General features: G+C 68.4%; 16 protein-coding genes. 7 read left to right on the top strand and 9 right to left on the bottom strand.

Annotated features, from left to right (window positions below; genetic code table 11):
- Positions 1 to 3: 3 nt before the first annotated feature.
- On the bottom strand, positions 4 to 1,770 hold the full coding sequence (gene sucB / locus AB0B25_RS26970) for a 2-oxoglutarate dehydrogenase, E2 component, dihydrolipoamide succinyltransferase (protein ID WP_357184995.1): 1,767 nt from the start codon (positions 1,768 to 1,770) through the stop codon (positions 4 to 6).
- A gap of 260 nt (positions 1,771 to 2,030) precedes the next feature.
- Here sucB and AB0B25_RS26965 point away from each other — a divergent pair, with 260 nt between their 5' ends.
- A complete protein-coding gene (locus tag AB0B25_RS26965) occupies positions 2,031 to 2,393 on the top strand; it encodes an oxidoreductase (RefSeq protein ID WP_357184992.1) in 363 nt (120 codons plus the stop codon).
- A gap of 42 nt (positions 2,394 to 2,435) precedes the next feature.
- On the opposite strand, the gene AB0B25_RS26960 is transcribed toward AB0B25_RS26965, so the two are convergent.
- On the bottom strand, positions 2,436 to 3,947 hold the full coding sequence (locus AB0B25_RS26960) for a leucyl aminopeptidase (protein WP_357184990.1): 1,512 nt from the start codon (positions 3,945 to 3,947) through the stop codon (positions 2,436 to 2,438).
- Positions 3,948 to 3,956: 9 nt separating this feature from the next.
- The gene (locus tag AB0B25_RS26955) at positions 3,957 to 4,766 is read right to left on the bottom strand and encodes a TetR/AcrR family transcriptional regulator (RefSeq protein WP_357184987.1); all 810 of its coding nucleotides are present in this window, start codon (positions 4,764 to 4,766) and stop codon (positions 3,957 to 3,959) included.
- A gap of 116 nt (positions 4,767 to 4,882) precedes the next feature.
- Between AB0B25_RS26955 and AB0B25_RS26950 the strand changes: the two genes are divergently transcribed.
- From AB0B25_RS26950 to AB0B25_RS26940, 3 genes are all read left to right on the top strand, one after another.
- Complete coding sequence (locus AB0B25_RS26950) at positions 4,883 to 5,509, top strand: GNAT family N-acetyltransferase (protein ID WP_357184985.1); 627 nt, start codon at positions 4,883 to 4,885, stop codon at positions 5,507 to 5,509.
- A gap of 142 nt (positions 5,510 to 5,651) precedes the next feature.
- On the top strand, positions 5,652 to 6,752 hold the full coding sequence (gene gcvT / locus AB0B25_RS26945) for a glycine cleavage system aminomethyltransferase GcvT (RefSeq protein WP_357184982.1): 1,101 nt from the start codon (positions 5,652 to 5,654) through the stop codon (positions 6,750 to 6,752).
- A gap of 62 nt (positions 6,753 to 6,814) precedes the next feature.
- Positions 6,815 to 7,912, top strand: coding sequence for a branched-chain amino acid aminotransferase (locus tag AB0B25_RS26940; protein WP_357184979.1), 1,098 nt, complete (start codon positions 6,815 to 6,817; stop codon positions 7,910 to 7,912).
- Between the two features lies 1 nt (position 7,913).
- On the opposite strand, the gene AB0B25_RS26935 is transcribed toward AB0B25_RS26940, so the two are convergent.
- The 5 genes from AB0B25_RS26935 to AB0B25_RS26915 form a co-directional block, all read right to left on the bottom strand.
- A complete protein-coding gene (locus AB0B25_RS26935) occupies positions 7,914 to 8,627 on the bottom strand; it encodes an MBL fold metallo-hydrolase (RefSeq protein WP_357184976.1) in 714 nt (237 codons plus the stop codon).
- Positions 8,628 to 8,776: 149 nt separating this feature from the next.
- The gene (locus AB0B25_RS26930; protein WP_357185069.1) at positions 8,777 to 9,523 is read right to left on the bottom strand and encodes an adenosylcobinamide-GDP ribazoletransferase; all 747 of its coding nucleotides are present in this window, start codon (positions 9,521 to 9,523) and stop codon (positions 8,777 to 8,779) included.
- Positions 9,524 to 9,716: 193 nt separating this feature from the next.
- Positions 9,717 to 10,796, bottom strand: a complete 1,080-nt coding sequence (gene cobT, locus AB0B25_RS26925) for a nicotinate-nucleotide--dimethylbenzimidazole phosphoribosyltransferase (RefSeq protein ID WP_357184973.1) — start codon at positions 10,794 to 10,796, stop codon at positions 9,717 to 9,719.
- A 178-nt stretch (positions 10,797 to 10,974) separates the two neighbouring features.
- Positions 10,975 to 11,532 (bottom strand): bifunctional adenosylcobinamide kinase/adenosylcobinamide-phosphate guanylyltransferase, encoded by a 558-nt coding sequence (gene cobU, locus AB0B25_RS26920; RefSeq protein WP_357184970.1) that lies wholly within the window; start codon positions 11,530 to 11,532, stop codon positions 10,975 to 10,977.
- A gap of 153 nt (positions 11,533 to 11,685) precedes the next feature.
- Positions 11,686 to 12,666: a helix-turn-helix domain-containing protein gene (locus AB0B25_RS26915; RefSeq protein WP_357184967.1), complete on the bottom strand. Its 981-nt coding sequence runs from the start codon at positions 12,664 to 12,666 to the stop codon at positions 11,686 to 11,688.
- Between the two features lie 61 nt (positions 12,667 to 12,727).
- Here AB0B25_RS26915 and AB0B25_RS26910 point away from each other — a divergent pair, with 61 nt between their 5' ends.
- The gene (locus tag AB0B25_RS26910; protein ID WP_357184965.1) at positions 12,728 to 12,913 is read left to right on the top strand and encodes a hypothetical protein; all 186 of its coding nucleotides are present in this window, start codon (positions 12,728 to 12,730) and stop codon (positions 12,911 to 12,913) included.
- A 201-nt stretch (positions 12,914 to 13,114) separates the two neighbouring features.
- Here AB0B25_RS26910 and AB0B25_RS26905 read toward each other — a convergent pair whose 3' ends face one another.
- On the bottom strand, positions 13,115 to 13,723 hold the full coding sequence (locus AB0B25_RS26905; protein WP_357185067.1) for a DUF3043 domain-containing protein: 609 nt from the start codon (positions 13,721 to 13,723) through the stop codon (positions 13,115 to 13,117).
- Between the two features lie 257 nt (positions 13,724 to 13,980).
- Here AB0B25_RS26905 and AB0B25_RS26900 point away from each other — a divergent pair, with 257 nt between their 5' ends.
- Together AB0B25_RS26900 and AB0B25_RS26895 are read left to right on the top strand one after the other, a co-directional pair.
- Positions 13,981 to 14,331 (top strand): iron-sulfur cluster assembly accessory protein, encoded by a 351-nt coding sequence (locus AB0B25_RS26900; RefSeq protein ID WP_357184962.1) that lies wholly within the window; start codon positions 13,981 to 13,983, stop codon positions 14,329 to 14,331.
- A gap of 255 nt (positions 14,332 to 14,586) precedes the next feature.
- The gene (locus AB0B25_RS26895) at positions 14,587 to 15,555 is read left to right on the top strand and encodes a carbohydrate kinase family protein (protein ID WP_357184960.1); all 969 of its coding nucleotides are present in this window, start codon (positions 14,587 to 14,589) and stop codon (positions 15,553 to 15,555) included.
- Positions 15,556 to 15,700 lie beyond the last annotated feature (145 nt).

Raw genomic sequence — 15,700 nt, 5'->3', positions numbered from 1 at the left:
CCTTTACAGGCCGAGGTCGGCCTCGAACGCCGCCTCCTCGAGCCGGTGCCGGATCGTGGTCACGAAGCGACCGGCATCCGCGCCGTCGATCAGTCGGTGGTCATAGGTGAGCGGCAGGAAGCACATCGAGCGGACGCCGATGGACTCGTTGCCGGTCTCATCGGTCACCACGACCGGGCGCTTGACGATCGCACCGGTACCGAGCATTGCCGCCTGCGGTGGAACCAGGATCGGGGTGTCGAACAGTGCGCCCTGGCTGCCGATGTTGGTGATGGTGAAGGTGCCACCGGCCAACTCGTCGGGCTTGAGGCCGCCCTTGCGCGCGCGGTTGGCGATGTCGGCGATGGCGCGCGCCAGGCCGGCCAGCGACAGGTCGCTCGCATTGTGGATCACCGGGGACAGCAGGCCCTGGTCGGTGTCGACGGCGATGCCGAGGTGCACCGAAGCGTGGTAAGTGATCTCCTTGGTGGACTCGTCGTAGCTGGCGTTGACGTTCGGGTGCACGCCGAGCGCCTCGACGACGGCCTTGGCGAAGAACGGCAGGAACGTCAGGTTGACGCCCTCACGGTCCTTGAACGCGGCCTTGGTCTGGTTGCGCAGCGCGGCGATCTTGGTGACGTCGGCCTCATGCACCTGGGTCAGCTGCGCAGTGGTCTGCAACGACTCGCGGGTCTTGGTCGCCGTGATCTGACGGATGCGGTTGGCCTTTTGCACGGTGCCGCGCAAGTGGGCCAGGTCCGAACGCACCGCGGCGGGGGCTGCCGGGGTCTTGGCGGCGGGCGCGGCGGGCGCCGACGCAGCAGCGGTAGGAGCCGGAGCTTTCTTTGCCTCGGCGGCGGCGAGCACGTCCTGCTTGCGAATGCGGCCGCCGACACCGGAACCGGTGACCGACCCCAGATCGACGTTGTTCTCCTCGGCCAGCTTGCGAACCAATGGGGTGACGTACGGGGTCGCGCCATTGGTTGCCGAGTCGGCGGCGGGCGCCGGTGCGGGAGCTGCAGCAGCGGGCGCCGGTGCTGGAGCGGGAGCTGCGGCAGCTGGTGCCGGTGCGGGCGCCGGAGCCGGTGCGGGCGCTGGTGTCGGTGCCGGAGCAGGTGCCGGTGTCGGAGCTGGAGCCGGAGCTGGTGCTGGTGCGGCGGCTGCGGGCGCTCCGCTGCCGATCACGCCGAGCTGTCCACCGACCGGGACGACATCGTCTTCCTGCGCGGTGATCTGCAGCAGGGTGCCCGCGACCGGAGACGGGATCTCGGTATCGACCTTGTCGGTGGAAACCTCGAGCAGCGGCTCGTCGACGGCGACCTGATCGCCGACCGCCTTCAGCCAGCGCGTGACGGTGCCCTCGGTGACCGACTCGCCGAGTTCCGGCATCTTGACCGGAGTGCCGTCACCGGACGACGCGGACGCGGCCGGGGCGGCGGGGGCAGGCTCCTGGGCGGCTGGAGCGGGCTGGGATTCGGGGGCGGGAGCCTCCTGCGCAGGGGCCGGGGCCGCGGCCTCCGGAGCGGGCGCCGGTGCGGACGAAGCCACCTCGCCGGCCTCGCTGATGACGCCGAGTTCGCCGCCGACCTCAACCACGTCGTCTTCCTGCGCGACGATCTTCGACAGCACACCCGCCGTGGGGGACGGGATTTCGGTGTCGACCTTGTCGGTGGAGACCTCGAGCAGCGGCTCGTCGACCTCGACCGTGTCTCCTTCCTGCTTCAGCCACCTGGTCACCGTTCCCTCGGTGACGCTCTCACCAAGAGCGGGCATCTGGACGGAGAAGGCCATGTCCGTTGACTCCTCTGACTGCTCGACGGGTTCTACGACAGCTGATCTCACCGCGGACGCCCGTCGCAGGTCGCGACGTGTGTCCGAACGCCACCGATCATTGTGCGTGGCCTCGGAGATGCTGTGTGGTTCTGGTACCGCGGTCCATCCTTGCATTCGCCCGTGAGCCGCGAAGCGCAGGGCTGCGAACTGCGCGGAGCTGGCAGTATGAGAAGACCGGCGATGAACATTCTCCGGTGCTGGAAAGGAGGTCGACGTCGTTGGGTTTGCTGGATCGTTTCCGTGGCGGCGCGACCCGGGGCGGTGGCGCTCTACGTGCGGGTTCGGTGGGCAGCGTGGATGCTCGCTATCTGACCGACTGGGTCCGGAGCCACGAGGGGGTCGAAGGCTACGTCGAGCCGAAGACGACGGTGACCGATGTCACAGTGATTCTTATTGCCGCTGATGGTGAATGGACCCGCCGGATCGTCGGCGAGCGCGGGGCACGGCGGCTTGCGAGAGATTTGCGAATCCCCGTCTACGACGTGCGCAAGACCGGCTATCCACAGCGGATGCGCGACTACGACGCGCGCAAGCGGGTCGAGCGCCAGCGGGCGTTGGAAGCGGAATTGCGCGAACCATAAGGGAGCGTCGTCCCGCTCGGCTCGGACGACGCCCCCGCGGGCTCACTCGGCGGCGATGTCCTCGATCACAGTGATGAGTGTCCGAACCGGGACGCCGGTGCCACCCTTGCCGATGTACCCGAACGGACCGCCGGTGTTGTATGACGGGCCTGCGATGTCGATGTGGGCCCACTGCACACCTCCCGGGACGAACTCCTGGAGGAACGTCGCCGCCATCAGCATGCCGCCCCAGCGGTGCGCCGCGACATTGGCCAGGTCGGCGATCTTGGAGTTCAGATCGGCCCGCAACTCGCCGGGAAGCGGCATGGCCCATCCGTTCTCACCGACCTCCCGGGAGATGCGGGCCACGCGGTCGCGGAACTCGTCGGTACCCATCACGCCGGGTGTGCGGGTGCCGAGCGCGACCATCTGCGCGCCGGTAAGCGTGGCCACGTCGATGATGTAGTCGGGGTCGTCCTCGCCCGCGCGGACGATCGCGTCGGCCAGGATCAGGCGGCCCTCCGCGTCGGTGTTGATCACCTCGACCGTGGTGCCGCCATATTGGGTGAGCACATCGCCGGGACGTTGCGCGGTGGCCGAGGGCATGTTCTCGGCCATCGGCACCGTCGCGGTGACGGTCAGCGGCAGGTTCAGTCGTGCGGCCAGCAGTGTGGTGGCGATCACGGCGGCCGCGCCCGCCATATCCGAGGTCATGTTCTCCATGTTCTGCGCGGGTTTGATGGAGATGCCGCCGGTGTCGAAGGTGATGCCTTTGCCGATCAGCGCGACCTTCTTCGGGCCGCCCGCATACGTGATCCGAATCAGGCGGGGCGGACGTGAGGAGCCTTTGCCGACGCCGAGTACACCGCCGTAACCGCCTGCTTCCAGGGCCTTTTCATCGAGCACTTCGACGGCGAGGCCTGCGGCCTCGGCAAGTTCCGCGGCGCGCGCGGCGAATTCGGCGGGGAACAGATGGCTGGGCGGGGTGTTGACGAAGTCGCGTGCGGTCGCGACGGCCTCGGCGGTGAGCTTCGCCCGGAAGAACGCCTGTTCGCCGAATCCCGGCTCGGGCACGAGGAACTCGACGCGGGCCACGGGGCGCTCATCCGGCTTGGGCGCGGACTTGTCCGACCGGAACGGCGTGAACGAGTAGGCGCCCAGGTAGAAGCCCTCCGTCGCGGCGCCGAGGTCCAGGCCCGACAGCGTGGTCACCACCAGTTCGGTGCCCGACAACGCGCGGGCGGCCACCCCGGCCGAGCGGCGGATCTGCTCGGCGTCGACCTTGTCGGCCGCGCCGAGGCCGACCGCGAGCACGCTGGACACTCCACCCAGCGCGGCCGGGGCCGGAACCCGGGTGAGCTCTTCGGCCTTGCCTTTCGCGCCGACCGCGCCGAGTTGGTCGAGCAGTTCGGCGCGTACCTCGGCGCTCAGCACGTCGCCGAACAGGTCCTCGGGCACGATAGCGGGGCCGTCTTCCGACGAGGTCAATCCGACGACGAGGACATCGGTGTCCGCGCCGATGGTCTCGGTGCGTGCCAGTTCTGGTCCGAGCGAGCGATCTGCAACAGCGGTCATTGGCACAGGTTATGCGGTCGGCTCCCGCTGTCGCATCGCGACGCCGTCCAGGAGGAGTTCCACGCCTGCGTCGAGGAGTTCGTCGAAGTCCAGTGCGAGGCCGGCGGGGTCGGTGGTGAAGAAACGATGCAGGACAGGACGGGTTGCCGGGTCGAGCAACTCGGCGAGATCGTCGCGCAGCGCGTCGGACTCGGCCGGCGACCGCGAAGCATCGAGACGGTCGACGCGTTCGGAACTCCACAGCAGCGCCAAGCCCTGGACCAGGCCCGACAGCGCGAGGTAGATGGTGAATGCGGTCCGGGTGGTCAGGGTGGGGTGATCGATGGCGGCGAAATTGCGTTCGAGGATGTCCAGCAACGCGGGGCCCAGCGGCGGCCGGGTACGCGCCAGGATGGGCAGCATCCACGGGTGCCTGCGATAGAGGCGCCACTCCTCGAGCGCCTCGTGTCGCAGCCGCGAGCGCCAATCGGTGCAGTGCGACGAGGGCGGCGGGATCTCGTCGAGCACCAACTCGGCCATGCTCGCGAAGAGTGCTTCCCGGTCGGGAAAGTGCCGGTAGAGGCCGGCAGTCGCGACCCCGAGGACGGCGGCCAGGCGGCGCATGGTCAGTCCGTCGATGCCGTGGCTGTCGGCCAGGTCGACGGCGGATCGTGTGATGGTGATCTTGGTCATCCGGGCGGGCCGGGCGCCGCGGCGGGTGGGCGCCACGTTGTCTCGGCGGGCACGGTAGGCGCGAGCCTGGCAGGACCGCGAGCAGTACTTACGCCGGCGACCGAGGGTCGGTTGGGTCAGTTCGTCTCGGCAGATCGTGCACCGCATGCGCGGACCTCTCTTGTTTCATCACGCCAGACAGTGTGACGAAATGCTAGCAAAGTGCTTCTCACCTCCATAGATTGAGCGATTACACACAGTGTTCACTGACGAAAGGGTGGTCGATGGAACTCACCGCACGACGAGCCGGCGCTCGGGACCGTGACGCGCTTGTCGAGGCGTTCGGTGCGGCCGGCGCGGACGAAGTGGTGACGGCTTGGGTGTTGGAGGACCAGCCCGACACCGATATTCGGAGCGCGTTCGTGCCTGGCTTGGTCGATCGAGCGCTACGGGACGACGAGATCTGGGTCGCGGGCCCGGGCGAGGACATCTGGTCGGTCTCGATCTGGCAGTCCGTCACCTCGGTCGAGCGATTCGCCGAGGAGGCCGCCGAGGCACGAACATTGGCCGGCCAGGCACCCGACGTGCAGTCATTGCGCCGTCTGGCGATCGTGACCGGACTGCTCGCCCGCGAACACCCACGCGAATTTCCGCACCGGTACCTGCAGGTGATCGTCACGGTGCCGAAGCATCGTGGCAAGGGTGCGGGTGCTGTGATCCTCGCCGACCGCCTGCGCGCCGCCGCCGAGGCGGCCGTCCCGGCATTCCTGGAAGCCAGCACCGAACGCTCCGTCCGTCTCTATGCCCGTTCCGGCTTCGTCCGCGTCGGAACCGCTCACCCCCTCCCGGACAACGGCCCGACTCTCATTCCCATGTGGTTCCGTCCGTCGGATGGGACACAGCCGCAGTGAATTCGCTATCGCTTCGGTATGCGCCACTCGTCGGTGATCAGTCGGTGGGGGCCGGTAGCGGAGGGACCAGGGCGTTCCATATGCCGAATAGGGGCGTCCCAGTGCCGAATAAGGACGCGGTAGTGCCGGATAAGCTCGGCGGGTGACCGAGACGAACCTGCTGCAAGGACCCATTCACGCCGTGCATGTCGAGCTGGGTGCTACGTTCGCGCCCTTCGGGGGGTGGGAGATGCCCGTTTCGTACGCGGGGACGGTAGCCGAGCACCACGCGGTTCGTACCGCGGTCGGGCTGTTCGATGTCAGTCATCTGGGGAAGGCCACGGTGCGCGGGGTGGGCGCCGCGGCGTTCGTGAACTCGGCGTTCACCAATGACCTCGGGCGGATCCACCCGGGTAAGGCGCAGTACACGTTGTGTTGCGCGCCGGATGGCGGCGTCATCGACGACCTGATCGCCTACTACGTCAGCGATGACGACATCTTCCTGGTACCGAATGCCGCCAATACCGCGGCGGTGGTCGCGGAACTGCGCAAGGCTGCGCCCGAGGGCGTCACGGTGACCGACGAGCACCGCGATTACGCCGTCTTCGCGGTGCAGGGTCCGCGTTCCATCGAGGTGCTGCGCGCGCTCGGCCTGCCGACCGAACTCGGGTACATGGCGTATGTCGATGCCGAATGGGATGGCCGTCCGGTCCGGGTGTGCCGTACCGGCTACACCGGCGAGCACGGTTACGAGCTGCTGCCCCGGTGGGATGATGCCGAACCACTGTTCCGTGCCCTGGTCGAGCAGGTGCGGGCGGCCGAGGGGCAGGTGGCGGGCCTGGGCGCTCGCGACACCCTGCGCACCGAGATGGGCTACCCGCTACACGGGCACGAACTGACGCTGCGGATTTCGCCGGTGCAGGCGCGCTGCGGCTGGGCAGTGGGCTGGAAGAAGTCGCAGTTCTGGGGGAAAGCCGCGTTGGAGCGCGAGAAGTCGGCCGGGCCGCGCCGCCTCCTGCTGGGGCTGCAGGCACTCGACCGTGGCGTGCTGCGGGATGGACAAGCCGTGCTCCACGACGGTGCGCCGGTCGGTGAAACCACCTCCGGCACATTCTCGCCCACCCTGAAGGTCGGCATCGCGTTGGCACTGCTCGACACCACCGCGGACATCGAACCCGGCGCCGAGGTCGAGGTCGATGTGCGCGGACGCCGGGTGCGCTGCCGGGTCGTCCGTCCGCCCTTCGTGGAGACCAACACCAAGTAGTCGAGCTCACTGGCCGGACCAGGGGAGTACCGGGGAAATCGCGCCCGGTTAGGATCACCGGCATGACCATCGCCGCGCAGTTCACCCGTCTTCCGCATCCCGCGCCCGTGCCGGCGCAGCGGCGACAAGAAGTACTGGCGGCGCCCGGGTTCGGCCGGTACTTCACCGACCACATGGTCTCGATCGATTACACCGACGGTGACTGGACCAACGCGCGGGTGGAGCCGTATGGCCCGCTCGCGCTGGACCCGGCGACCATGGTGTTCCACTACGGCCAGGCCATCTTCGAGGGCTTGAAGGCCTACCGGCAGAGCGACGGCAGCGTCTCCTGCTTCCGGATCGACGCGAACGCCGCGCGGTTCCGCAGGTCGGCCCGCCGCATGGCGATGGCGGAGTTGCCGGAGGAGCTGTTCATCGAGTCGGTGCGCCAGCTGCTCGAGGTGGACCGGGACTGGGTGCCCGCGGCGGGCGGCGAGGAGTCGCTGTATCTGCGACCGTTCATGTTCGCGACCGAGGCCGGGTTGGGTGTGAAGCCGGCCGGTTCGTACAAGTACCTGCTGCTGGGTTCCCCGGCGGGCGCGTATTTCCCGCGCGGCGTGAAGCCGGTGCGGGTCTGGCTGTCCACCGAGTACGTGCGGGCCGCGCCCGGCGGCACCGGCGAGGCCAAGGTCGCCGGAAATTACGCGGCTTCGCTGCTCGCGCAGGCCGAGGCCTCGGCGCGGGGGTGCGATCAGGTGGTGTGGCTGGACGCGTGCGAGCGCCGCTACGTCGAGGAGATGGGTACCAATAACCTGTTCTTCGTTTTCGGGTCGGGCTCGGAGGCGCGGCTGGTCACCCCGGAGCTGTCCGGCTCGCTGCTGCCCGGCATCACGCGCGAGTCGCTGCTGACCTTGGCCGCCGACTCCGGCTTCCCCGTCGAGGAGCGCAAGATCTCGGTGGAGGAGTGGCGCGCGGGCTCCGAATCCGGTGAAATCACCGAGGTTTTCGCGTGTGGCACCGCCGCGGTGATCACTCCGGTCGGTTGGGTGCGTTCCGGCGACGACGAGTTCACCATCGGCGGCGGCGAGCCCGGTGAGGTCACCATGGCCTTGCGTGACACGCTCACCGGTATTCAGCGCGGCACCTTCGCCGACATCCACGGGTGGATGCGGGGGATGTGACTCAGCCCGGCATGAGCATGTGCCACTGCTCGAGCGTCTGCGGGCGTAGGACGTAGTTGCTGTCCCGGACAGTGGACAGCGCGGCGTGGGGTTCCTCGGAGTACCAGTGGCCCGGATAGACCACCGGGTCACCGGTCAGTCCCGCGAGGTAGCGCAGGCTGCGGAACATGTCGTCGGAGTTCCCGCCGGGAAAATCGGTGCGGCCGCAGCCGTCGACGAACAGGGTGTCGCCCGCGATGAGACGGTTGTCGAACAGGAAGCATTGGCTGCCCGGAGTATGTCCAGGAGTGTGCAACAGTTCGATGTCGAAAGCGCCGACGGTGATCTTGTCACCGTGTTCGTGGCCGGTCAGCTCACTTTCGGCGATGCCGGTGACGGTGGCTACCCACGGCAGCTCTTCCGCGTTGACATGCACTGGCACATGTGTCCTTTCGAGCAATTCGGGTAGACCGGACAGGGTGAACCCGAGCATGGTGCCACCCACATGGTCGGGGTGATGATGGGTCGCGAGCGCCCCGGTCAGCCGCAGACCATCGTTCTCGGCGATGTCCACCAGATCGCTTGCCGCGTAGGCCGGATCGACCACTACGCACTCACCCGTCTCCCGATCGCCGATGAGGTACGCGAAGTTGCGCATCTGTGTCGCGATCGGATCACCGACGGCGTAGTCGCGTCCCGACAACAGTTGGCGAAAATAGCGGCGCTCAGATGACATACCGCACACCTTATTGCCCGACCCGGACGATCCACGCACGACAGCCGGAAATCCGCCCTGGTCCCGGACTCCGGTCCCTGTCCCCACCGGACCGATGTCCACCGCGGCGGGGTGCGCCGACCTCGCCAACCATGGCCTGGTCCGCGCGGCTAGACGGCCAGCGCCAGCACTGTCCCGGTGACGGTTACCGACGTTTCGAGCGCGGCCCCGAGGACGTCGCCGGAGAGGCCGCCGAGGCGGCGCGCGCAATGGCAGACCAGGACCATCCCGGTGCCGAGGGCGAGGAGGACGGCGAGCGGGCCGAGCCAGGGTCGGTCGGGCGCAGCCCAGACCGCGAGAACGATCAACGCGGCCGACCACAACGCGGCGGCGAGTGTCGACTGGGTGCCCGCGACCAGGACGCCGAACCCGGTGCCAGGTGCGGCGGCGATGCTTCGGCAGGCAAGGACGACGACTACCCGGCCGGCCGCGACCGCGACGGTCACCGCACACCACCGGCCCGAGTCGGCCGCGGCCGCGAAGGAGAATGTTTGTATCCCCACGGCGAACACGATCGCGGCGACGCCGAACGGACCCGCGCCACCGCGTTTCATAATTGCTCTGGCCCGCTCGGGCGGACCGTAGCTGCCGAGGCCGTCCATGGTGTCGGCGAGCCCGTCGAGATGCATGCCCCTGGTGATCAGCGCCAACGCGCCGACCACCAGCAGGCCGGCCAACGGAGTGGCCCCGCCGGCCCAGGTCAGCAGCCATAGCAGTCCCGCGGCACCCGACCCGAGCAACACACCGACGATCGGCGCCAGCCGAATCGCCCGTCTCGCCGTCGCGCGATCGACATCCGCGGGTCCGCGCACGGGCAACACGGTCAGCCACGAGATCGCCAGCCGTAGTCCGGTCACCGTGAGCACCTTCTGCCGACGCTCGGCGCCCCATGCTCGCAACAAAGGCGCGCAGATACCGTGCTGACCCGCCGCGGCCGCACCGGAATCCCGTGGGCGGCGGTAGGTGTCAGGACAACCCAGGAATCGAATGGCGACCACCGACCAGCATCCGGCGCCGCCGCGCCGGTGGTGTGGTGGCGCCGGGGACGATTCACTTGCGCAGGTCCGGAGGGGTGGGTGCCGATCGCGCGTCGGCGGTGCTGACACCGGCCTCGGCGAAGGTGGACATGTCGGCGAGAACTGCCACCGCGCAGCGGAGGATGGGGAGGGCTGCCAGAGCGCCGGAACCTTCGCCGAGCCGCATGGTCAAGTCGATCACCGGGTCGAGGCGCAGGTGCTTCAATGCGAGGGAATGAGCCGGTTCGGTGGAGCGGTGGCCCGCCAGCCACCAGGCGCTCGCGCCCGCGGCGAGGTCTTCGGCGACCATCGCGGCGGCCGTGACGACGACGCCGTCGAGGATGACGGGAGTTCGACGGGTAGCGGCCTGGGCGAGAAATGCGGCCATCGCAGCGAAATCGGCGCCGGCGGCGACACGCAGAAGCTCGACCGGATCCTTGACGACCGGACGCGCGCGGCGCATCGCATCGCGGATGGCGGCGACTTTGCGCGCCCAGCCCGCATCGTCGACGCCGGTGCCGCGCCCGACGGCGGCGACGGGTTCGGTGTCGGTGAGGGTGGCGACGAGGACGGTGGCCGGGGTGGTGTTGCCGATGCCCATGTCGCCCACGATCAGTAGGTCCGCGCCCGCGTCGATCTCTTCGTCGGCGATCGCGCGGCCCGCGGCGAGCGCCGCCTGAACCTCCTCGTCGGTCAGCGCGTCAGCACGGTCGATGGCGCCGCTGGAACGGCGAACCTTGTGCTGGGACACCTGCGGATCGGTATCGCCGTCGACCGAGATGTCCGCGACCCGGACCGCCGCACCCGCCACCGCCGCGAGAGCGTTCACCGCCGCGCCGCCACCGAGGAAGTTCGCGACCATCTGCGCCGTGACTTCGCTGGGATACGCCGACACCCCGTGCCGGGCGACGCCGTGATCGCCGGCGAACACGACGACTGCGGCTCGCTCGAACTGCTTCGGCGGGCACAGGCCTTGGCACGCCGCGACCCAATTGCCGAGTTCCTCCAGCCGACCCAGTGCACCACCGGGCTTGGTCAGTTGCGCCTGTCGCCGCTCGGCCGTCGCGCGAGACTGTGCGTCCGGAGGCGCTACCGGTCCGAATCCGTGGGTCACTGTCGAGCCTTTCCGGTCGTGGCGGTTCCCGCCGACTTCGCCGCCCAATCTTGCCATTCCCGGCGTCCCGCTCGGTCGGAGCCGCGCTTCTCGCGCACCCGCGGACCCCTTTTCCCGATCCGAATTTCGCTCCGAAGACCGAGATATGGGGCGAACACGGTCCGCTGGGCGGGAGGCGCTACTTCAGCCGCTGGGGAAGGCCGACTACGAGGAAGAATGCTTCGTCGCAGACCTGGGCGAGGCGCTGGTTGAGGGTGCCTATTTCGTCGCGGAACAGGCGGCCGGAGCGAGTGGCGGGAATGACACCCATGCCTACCTCGGGGGTCACGATGACAAGGCGGTGCCGGTAGGCGGCGACGGCCGCGATCAACGCGTCGGTATCGGGGGTGATCGTGCCGCGCGGAGCGTCCCAAGCGTCGCGTGTATCGAGGCGTGCGGTCAGCCAGGTCCCGATGTCATCGATGAGCGTCACGTCCGAGGGGTTGTCCGGGGCGCTGAGAATCGTTGCGGGGTCGGCACTTTCTATGGTCGACCAGTCGGCGGGGCGTCGGGCGCGGTGCCCGGCGATGCGCTCGGCGAACTCCGAGTCGGCCGGGTCGGGCACCGCGGTGGCGACATAACGGACCGCGCCGCCCGCATCGGCCGCCAGCTTCTCCGCGAATGCCGACTTGCCGGACCGCGCGGCCCCGACGACGAGGGTGCGGCGCGGCGCTGCGGACGAGGAACCTTGCGACACGGGTGCACGCTATCAATCCAAAGGCCACCGACACCGATCCGCTGCCCTCGCCATACGACATCGGCTCATGATGCGCAGGCCATACCGCCGGCCAACGGCCGTCGCGCGGTCGCGGGGACAAGCCGAGGTCGGCGGTGGCCGCTCGCTTTCGCGCTACGGCTCGTGCCCCGCGTCCGGATTCGCGCCGAAGCGCCGGCGATATTCGGTGGGGGCGATGCCGACCAGGCGCTGGAAGTGGTGGCGCAGGAGGGCGCCGGAGCCGAAGCCGGAGCGGGCGGCGATCTGTTCCAGGCCGAGGTCGGTTTCCTCGAGGAGGTGTTTGGTGAGGAGAACGCGCTGGTTGGTGAGCCATTTCACCGGGGTGGTTCCGGTTTCGGCGGCGAAGCGGCGGGCGAAGGTACGGGTGGACATGGTGGAGCGGGTGGCGAGTTCTTCGATGGTGTGTGGCAAGTCGAGGTGTTCGTTCATCCACTCCAGGGTCGGGATGAGGCTGTCGGAGGTGCAGGCCGCGACCGGACGTTCGATGAACTGGCGCTGCCCGCCGTCGCGCTGCGGTGAGACCACCATGCGTCGCGCGATCGCATTGGCGACGCCGCTGCCGAGTTCGCGTCGCACCAGGTGCAGGCAGGCGTCGATGCCCGCGGCGGTGCCCGCACTGGTGATCAGGTCGCCCTCGTCCACGAACAGCACGTCGGGATCGACGGTCGCCTCGGGGTAGTCGGCGGCGAGTTTGTCCACGTAGCGCCAGTGCGTGGTGCATTTGCGCCCGTCGAGCAGTCCGGCGGCGCCGGCCAGAAAGGCTCCGGAGCAGACGGTGAGCACCGTGGCGCCCGCCGCTGCCGCGTCGCGGACAGCCTCGACAATGCGCGGATCCAACGCCGCGCCCATCGTGGTGGCGGCGGCCGGGATCGCGACCAGATCGGCCCCCGTCAGCCCCGCGAGCCCGTATTCCGGTGTGACGGTGATCCCCGGGCTGGTCGAACGCAACGGCGTACCGGGCTCGGCTCCGCACACGCGGAAGTCGAAGCCGGGCAGCCCGTCGGCCGTCCGATCGAGGCCGAAAACCTCGCAGACGACACCGAACTCGAACATGGCCATTCGTTCGGACAGCACGACGGCAACCTTCGACAGCATGCCGCGAGTCTACTGGCTGAATCTTTGCGGACTATGTCAGTGCGGCCACTATCGGCGGTAAATGGGCGAGCGCAAAATTACCGCCATGATTACTTTTCTGGTTTCTCTGGCGGCTCTCGTGGTCTTCGCGGCGTTCGTCGCGTACCGCACCGGCCACGCAGGCTCGTCCGACGTCATCGACCGCGACGCCCAGCGCGTACAGGCGGAACTGACCGCGATGCTCGGCCGCAACGTCCATGGCAGATGACCGACGCGGCGCTTCGGGTACGGCCGACGAGTCCGCCAACGCCCTGCGTCGGCATGAGTTCGGCGAATGCCGTGCACGCACCAGCTCGGGCCCGACCGAAACGTGACCGGCGTAGTCGCGGGTGTCAGTTGTTCACGCGAGCCGGAAACAATCCGTTGACCCGCAGCGTCGAGTGCGCCGCAGAACTACCCCGCTGCGCAACTACACCGCGTCGCCAGGGCCGACCCGCGGCTTCGGAGCACGCATTTTGCGGATCTGGGAGGCGCGGACGAAGGCATACCAGCCGAGTCGGTATCCCGTGTCGGTGCTGTCCGGAAAACGCTCTCTGACCCGGCCGTTCACGACCCGGCCGAGCAGGAAGCCCTCGGCGGCCATGAACGCCATCATCACCAGCATGGCCAGTGTGACGATGGTCTGCAGCGCGGGTGCGACGAACATCGACAGGATCAGCACCAGTGCCATCGGCATGAACAAGCCGACCAGGTTGCGTCGGGCGTCGACGATGTCACGGACGAACGCGCGCACCGGCCCCTGGTCGCGCGGCAGCAGGTACTTGTCCTCGCCCGCGAGCATCCGCGCCCGCCGATCCTGGGCCGCGGCGCGGCGCTCGGCCGACGCCTCCTTGCGCTCGGCCTTGGTGCCGCGGGCGGCCTTGCGCCGGGCGCGGGCCTCCTTGGCGGTGAGTGGGGCGGGAGCCACCGGACCGCGGCGCTTGCCCTGTGCGTCACGGCGTTTCGGGGTGGGACGGCCTTTGCCGGCGGTGGCTGGGGCTGCCGTCCGGGTGGACCCCGCGGCCGAGCCGCTTTCCATGACTGCCGTCGATTCGACGGTCACGTCGGTACTGCTGGACTCGCCGCGACGGAACAATTTCACACCGACCAGGCTATTCGATGCGTTTCGCGGCGAGAAACGCGGTCCGATTCGACGGAGTGCGCCAGCTCACGGAGGTTGCGTACCGTCGGCGGCGAGGTGGTGGCAAGATAGGGAATAGCAGCCCGCCGAGTGGTGTTGACCGACGCGACCGTGCGCTGTTCACGGGTTGACCATAGGTTCCTCGAGGAGAGTCCATGACTGTGCAGAACGAGACCGCCACCCATGGTGTGACTCTGACCGACGCCGCCGCCGCCAAGGCGAAGGCGCTGTTGGATCAGGAGGGTCGCGACGACCTGGCGCTGCGCATCGCGGTGCAGCCGGGTGGTTGCGCCGGCCTGCGTTACCAGCTGTTCTTCGACGACCGCTCGCTCGATGGCGACCTGGTCGTCGACTTCGGTGGCGTCACGCTCGCCGTCGACCGGATGAGCGCTCCGTACGTCCAGGGCGCCTCGATCGACTTCGTCGACACCATCGAGAAGCAGGGTTTCACCATCGACAACCCGAACGCCACCGGCTCCTGCGCCTGCGGCGACTCCTTCAACTGAACTGTTCCGCCTCTCCGGGTATTCAGGCCGTGCTGGTCGGGTGACACCTGATTCGCGTTCAGGTCTTGCGTTTGGTGGCGCTCGAGTTTCGGGCGTTCCCGGTGAGTTACCCATGTCCTTGCGAAATCAGTTGTCGCGTTCGGGCAGTTCCTGTGCCGCCGCGCCTGGATCGGAGGGGTGGATCGACTACGGTGAGACCGGGGCATCTCGTCCCGGTCTCACCGCCTGCCGCCTACCGTTGAAGGGCTCAGTCACGTGTCCATCGCCGTTTCCGCGTCCATTGCGACCGACCACCTCATGCGTTTTCCCGGACGGTTCGCCGACGTACTGCTGGCCGATCAGCTCGACCACGTATCGCTGAGCTTCCTCGTCGACGATCTGCAGATTCGTCGGGGGGGAGTCGGTGGGAACATCGGCTACGCCATGGGTCTGCTGAATCGCAAGCCCCTGCTGGTCGGCGCCGTCGGCGCCGATTTCGCCGAGTACCGCGCCTGGCTGGAATCGCACGGCGTCGACTGCTCCGCCACCCTGATCTCCGATCGCGCGCACACCGCACGCTTCGTCTGCACCACCGACGACGACATGGCGCAGATCGCGTCGTTCTACCCGGGAGCCATGAGCGAGGCGCGCGACATCTCCATCGTGGAACTCGCCGAGACGCGGGAGCTCGATCTCGTCTTGGTCGGCGCGAACGACCCGGAGGCGATGCTGCGACACACTGCCGAGTGCCGCGAACTCGGCATCCCGTTCGCCGCCGATCCCTCCCAGCAGCTGGCCCGCCTCGACGGTGACCAGTCGGTGCAGCTGATCGACGGCGCCACCTACCTTTTCACGAACAAATACGAGTGGGCGCTGCTGTTGCAGAAGACCGGCCTGAGCGAGGAAGAGGTTGCGCAGAAGGTCGGCATCCGGGTCACCACGCTCGGTGCGGACGGCGTGCTGATCGTCGACCGTGCAGGTGCCGAAGTGACCGTCGGTGTTGTCCCCGACACCGCGAAGGTCGACCCGACCGGTGTCGGTGACGCGTTCCGCGCGGGCTTCCTGACCGGCCACACCGCCGGCCTCAGCCTGGAGCGCTCCGCTCAGCTCGGCTCGCTGACCGCCGTCCTCGTGCTGGAGACCATGGGCACCCAGGAGTGGTCGCTGAACCGCGACGAAGCCCTGGAGCGCCTCACCTTGGCATACGGCCCCGAGGCCGCGGCGGACATCAAGCCCCTGCTCTAGAGGTTCTCGCTTTTCCAGCTCTTGGGTAGGCCGCCATCCGGCAGCCACCCCCAGAGCTTTCAGTGCAACAAGTGAGTTCGTGAGTAGATGGGTAACTCCATGTACTCATGTCGTACCAGCTTGCGATTGGTGTCGTTGTCAAGAA

The sequence above is a fragment of the Nocardia sp. NPDC049190 genome (assembly GCF_040648115.1).
In the GTDB taxonomy this organism is placed as follows: domain Bacteria; phylum Actinomycetota; class Actinomycetes; order Mycobacteriales; family Mycobacteriaceae; genus Nocardia.
The sequence above is the reverse complement of the archived record's forward strand: the minus strand, read 5'-3'. Positions and strand labels throughout refer to the sequence as shown.

Coding starts and splice junctions, on each gene's coding strand:
- sucB (WP_357184995.1), bottom strand. CDS start 1,770: ATGGCCTTCTCCGTCCAGATGCCCGCTCTTGGTGAGAGCGTCACCGAG.
- AB0B25_RS26960 (WP_357184990.1), bottom strand. CDS start 3,947: ATGACCGCTGTTGCAGATCGCTCGCTCGGACCAGAACTGGCACGCACC.
- AB0B25_RS26955 (WP_357184987.1), bottom strand. CDS start 4,766: ATGCGGTGCACGATCTGCCGAGACGAACTGACCCAACCGACCCTCGGT.
- AB0B25_RS26950 (WP_357184985.1), top strand. CDS start 4,883: ATGGAACTCACCGCACGACGAGCCGGCGCTCGGGACCGTGACGCGCTT.
- AB0B25_RS26940 (WP_357184979.1), top strand. CDS start 6,815: ATGACCATCGCCGCGCAGTTCACCCGTCTTCCGCATCCCGCGCCCGTG.
- AB0B25_RS26935 (WP_357184976.1), bottom strand. CDS start 8,627: ATGTCATCTGAGCGCCGCTATTTTCGCCAACTGTTGTCGGGACGCGAC.
- AB0B25_RS26915 (WP_357184967.1), bottom strand. CDS start 12,666: ATGCTGTCGAAGGTTGCCGTCGTGCTGTCCGAACGAATGGCCATGTTC.
- AB0B25_RS26910 (WP_357184965.1), top strand. CDS start 12,728: ATGGGCGAGCGCAAAATTACCGCCATGATTACTTTTCTGGTTTCTCTG.
- AB0B25_RS26905 (WP_357185067.1), bottom strand. CDS start 13,723: ATGGAAAGCGGCTCGGCCGCGGGGTCCACCCGGACGGCAGCCCCAGCC.
- AB0B25_RS26900 (WP_357184962.1), top strand. CDS start 13,981: ATGACTGTGCAGAACGAGACCGCCACCCATGGTGTGACTCTGACCGAC.